This window comes from Burkholderia sp., from assembly GCF_018375725.1.
Classification (GTDB): Bacteria; Pseudomonadota; Gammaproteobacteria; order Burkholderiales; family Burkholderiaceae; genus Burkholderia.
The window spans coordinates 1-3,610 of record NZ_JAHACR010000378.1 but is presented as its reverse complement, the minus strand read 5'-3'; the positions used below and the strand labels follow the sequence as shown (position 1 = coordinate 3,610).

General features: G+C 64.9%; 5 protein-coding genes. 3 read left to right on the top strand and 2 right to left on the bottom strand.

From position 1 onward, the window contains the following. Positions 1 to 399 (bottom strand): radical SAM protein (locus KH616_RS23040; protein WP_366835148.1); only part of this gene is annotated, 399 nt, incomplete at its 3' end. Between the two features lie 164 nt (positions 400 to 563). Here KH616_RS23040 and KH616_RS23035 point away from each other — a divergent pair. From KH616_RS23035 to KH616_RS23025, 3 genes are all read left to right on the top strand, one after another. Then, on the top strand, positions 564 to 869 hold the full coding sequence (locus KH616_RS23035) for a YkgJ family cysteine cluster protein (RefSeq protein ID WP_292252205.1): 306 nt from the start codon (positions 564 to 566) through the stop codon (positions 867 to 869). 247 nt (positions 870 to 1,116) lie between these two features. Next, positions 1,117 to 1,698, top strand: coding sequence for a DUF1439 domain-containing protein (locus KH616_RS23030; protein WP_292252204.1), 582 nt, complete (start codon positions 1,117 to 1,119; stop codon positions 1,696 to 1,698). Between the two features lie 74 nt (positions 1,699 to 1,772). Continuing rightward, positions 1,773 to 2,603, top strand: a complete 831-nt coding sequence (locus KH616_RS23025) for an undecaprenyl-diphosphate phosphatase (RefSeq protein WP_292252203.1) — start codon at positions 1,773 to 1,775, stop codon at positions 2,601 to 2,603. A 217-nt stretch (positions 2,604 to 2,820) separates the two neighbouring features. On the opposite strand, the gene trmB is transcribed toward KH616_RS23025, so the two are convergent. Further along, positions 2,821 to 3,579, bottom strand: a complete 759-nt coding sequence (gene trmB, locus KH616_RS23020; protein WP_292252206.1) for a tRNA (guanosine(46)-N7)-methyltransferase TrmB — start codon at positions 3,577 to 3,579, stop codon at positions 2,821 to 2,823. Positions 3,580 to 3,610 lie beyond the last annotated feature (31 nt).

Genomic DNA, 3,610 nt, shown 5'->3' with positions numbered 1-3,610 from the left:
GGTCGCGGCCATCAGCTCGGCCGTTTCATCATCGGACAGGAAGGTCGGCGTGCCGCCGCCCCAATGCAACTGGGTGACCGGGCGTGCGGCGTCGAAGTGCGCGGCTTGCAGCGCCATCTCGCGCTTGAGCTGGTCGAGATACGGGCGCGCGCGACGATGGTTGTTGGTCGCGATCCTGTTGCAGCCGCAGTAGAAGCAGGCGGTGTTGCAGAACGGGATGTGGACGTACAGCGACAGCTCGCTCGACGATGCGCCCGGATCGCTCGCCGCGCGGACATAGTCGGCGGAATCGAAATCGTCGCGGAACTGCAGCGCGGTCGGGTACGACGTGTAGCGCGGCCCGTTCGCGCTGTATTTCGCGAGCAAATCTGGACGAAACAGGATGTCGGCAGGATTCATCGCTGGCCCACGTCTTTGTTAGATGCCTTCGAGTATATAAACCCGCTATTCGCATGGATTGTGTAATAACGTCGCAGCCGACGGATGGCACAATGCGGATTCTCGGCGGCCGGACGCAGTGTGCGGCGCCGTATTCAGTTCGAGAGAGTCGAGTGTCCGTCGAAATGTCAGTCCGCGCGGTGCGCGCCGATGCCCAGGCGTCGCATGCTTGCCGCGAAGCGTGTGGTGCGTGCTGCATCGCGCCGTCGATTTCCAGTCCGATTCCGGGCATGCCGGACGGCAAGCCCGCCGGCGTGCGTTGCGTGCAGCTGGGCGACGATCTGCGTTGCCGGATCTTCGGGCGTCCGGAACGCCCCGCGTGCTGTTCGGGGCTGCAGCCGCAGCAGCCGATGTGCGGCGATTCGCGCGCTGAAGCGCTCGCGTGGATCACGGAACTTGAAGCCGCAACGCAACCGGTGGCGTTGTTTTGATTGGGTGGGGAGGCGGAGTGGGGGCTGAAGCGTCAACTCCAACTAACTACGCTATGGGATCAGAGCAGGCGCTGAAGCGCTGATTCCGACCAGCCACACCATGGGCCCCGAGTAAGCGCTGAAGCGCTAACTCGGGGCGACCGCCGTGGGGTTGGAGTAAGTGCCTCGAAGCACTAACTCCAACCAGCCACGCCATGGGCCCCGAGTAAGCGCTAAAGCGCTAACTCGGGGCGACAGGAGATCCAACATGATTGCAAACCGCTCACCAGGACGGCGCCACTTTCTCGCCGCATGCATCGGCGCCGCCGGCGTGGCGATGTCGCTCGCCGCCTGCGCGTCGACGTTCCCGTTCATCCCCGATCACTACACGTTCTCGCGCGGCGACGTCCAAAAGGCCGTCGCACGGAAATTCCCGTACCAGAAAACCGTCGCACAGGTCGTCGACGTGTCGCTCGCCAATCCGGTCGTCGGCCTGTTGCCGGATCAGAACCGCGTCGCCGTGCAACTCGACGCGCATTTCGTCAGCCCATTCCTGCGCGCGCCCGTCAACGGCAAGTTCACCGTGTCCGGCCAGCTCGCCTACGATCCGCCGAGCCGCTCGGTCGTGCTGAAGGCGCCCGCCGTCGACAACGTCGCCCTCGACGGCGACGCGCAGGCGTACACGCAGCAGATCGGCGCCGCCGCCGGAATGATCGCCACCCAATTGCTCACCGACTACCCGATCTATACGTTCAAGCCGGAACAGCTGCAATTCGCCGGCGTGAACTATGAACCCGGTACAATCACCGTCCTTACAAACGGCATACGCGTCGCGATCGTCGAGAAGTAACGTCGCTGCGCGGCCGGGCGGGCCGCGGCGGATGCGTGGCTCATTCCTTTGGCCATTTCGACATTGGGTCACGGATGGACTGGTTACTGATCTGCAAGGCATTGATCCTCGGCGTCGTCGAGGGCCTGACGGAGTTCCTGCCGGTTTCGAGCACCGGCCATCTGATCGTCGCGGGCAGCTTCCTCGACTTCAACGATGCGCAAGCGAAGAGCTTCGACGTCGTGATCCAGTTCGGCGCGATTCTCGCGGTGTGCTGGGAGTACCGCCGCCGGATCGCGTCGGTCGTGACCGGGTTGCCCAGCCGGCCGGACGCGCGGCGCTTCGCGCTCAATGTCGTGCTCGCGACGATTCCGGCGGTCGCACTCGGTCTCCTGTTCGAAAAGAAGATCAAGGCGGTGCTGTTCTCGCCGGTGCCGGTCGCGTTCGCACTCGTCGCGGGCGGCGCGGTGATTCTTTGGGTCGAGGCGCGGCAGCGCGAGCGCGGCGAGATCCCACGCGTGCAGTCCGTCGACGCGCTGACGCCGCTCGATGCGCTCAAGGTCGGCATCGCGCAGTGCTTTGCACTGATTCCCGGCATGTCGCGCTCGGGCTCGACGATCATCGGCGGGATGTTGTTCGGCCTCGACCGGCGCGTCGCCACCGAGTTTTCGTTTTTCCTCGCGATTCCGATCATCTTCGGCGCGACGCTCTACGAAACCGTCAAGGACTGGCACGCGTTCACGATCGATTCATTCGGCCTCTTCGCGCTCGGGCTGGCGGCGGCGTTCGTCAGTGCGTTCGCATGCGTGCGCTGGCTGCTGCGCTATGTTTCGTCGCACGATTTCACCGTGTTCGCGTGGTACCGGATCGTGTTCGGCCTGTTCGTGCTGCTGGTCGGGTATAGCGGCTGGCTGAACTGGGCCTGATCAGTCGGCGGGTCGGAAGTGCTCAGCCCGATGCTTACTCGGCGTAGTCGGTTAAGTGGAGATCGGGCTGATCATGGATTCGCATGGCGCTTGAGCGTGTCGCGACATCCGGCAAGCAGGCTGCGCGTGAAATCCCAATGAAAATACGAACGGCTCGACCGGCAATGGCCGGTCGAGCCGTTTTTCCATGAGGCGGGCGGAACGTATCGTGCGGCGATCAGCCGGCGCGCTTCCGGAAAACCAGATCCCAGACGCCGTGCCCGAGCCGCAGGCCGCGCCGCTCGAACTTCGTGACCGGCCGGTAGTCGGGGCGCGGTGCGTAATCGGCGGCGGTATTTTCGAGTGCGGGATCGGCGCCGAGCACTTCGAGCATCTGCTCCGCGTAGTTCTGCCAGTCGGTCGCGCAGTGCAGATAAGCGCCGGGCTTCAGGCGCGATGCGAGCAGCGCGACGAGCGCCGGCTGGATCAGCCGGCGCTTGTGATGGCGGGCCTTGTGCCACGGATCCGGGAAGAAGATGTGCACGCCGTCGAGGCTGGCCGGCGCGAGCATGTGCTCGAGCACTTCGACCGCGTCGTGCTGGATGATGCGGATGTTCGTGAGATCCTGCTCGCCGATCAGTTTCAGCAGCGCGCCGACACCCGGCTCGTGCACTTCGACGCCGAGGAAGTCGTCGTCCGGGCGATGCGAGGCGATTTCCGCGGTCGATGCGCCCATTCCGAAGCCGATTTCGAGGATGCGCGGCGCAGTGCGGCCGAATACGGCGTTCCAGTCGGGCGCTTCCGGCGTGTACGGCACGACGAAGCGCGGGCCGAGCTCGTCGAGCGCGCGGCGCTGGCCGGTCGACACGCGGCCGGCGCGGGTGACGAAACTGCGGATGCGGCGACGGTGCAGCGGATTGACTTCGTCGGCGGCTTCGTCGGGGCTGGCGGCGTCGTGCGGCGGCAGGCCGGCTTCGTTCGGATCGTCGTGCATCATCGGTGACAGAGATGATACATCTACATCTTTT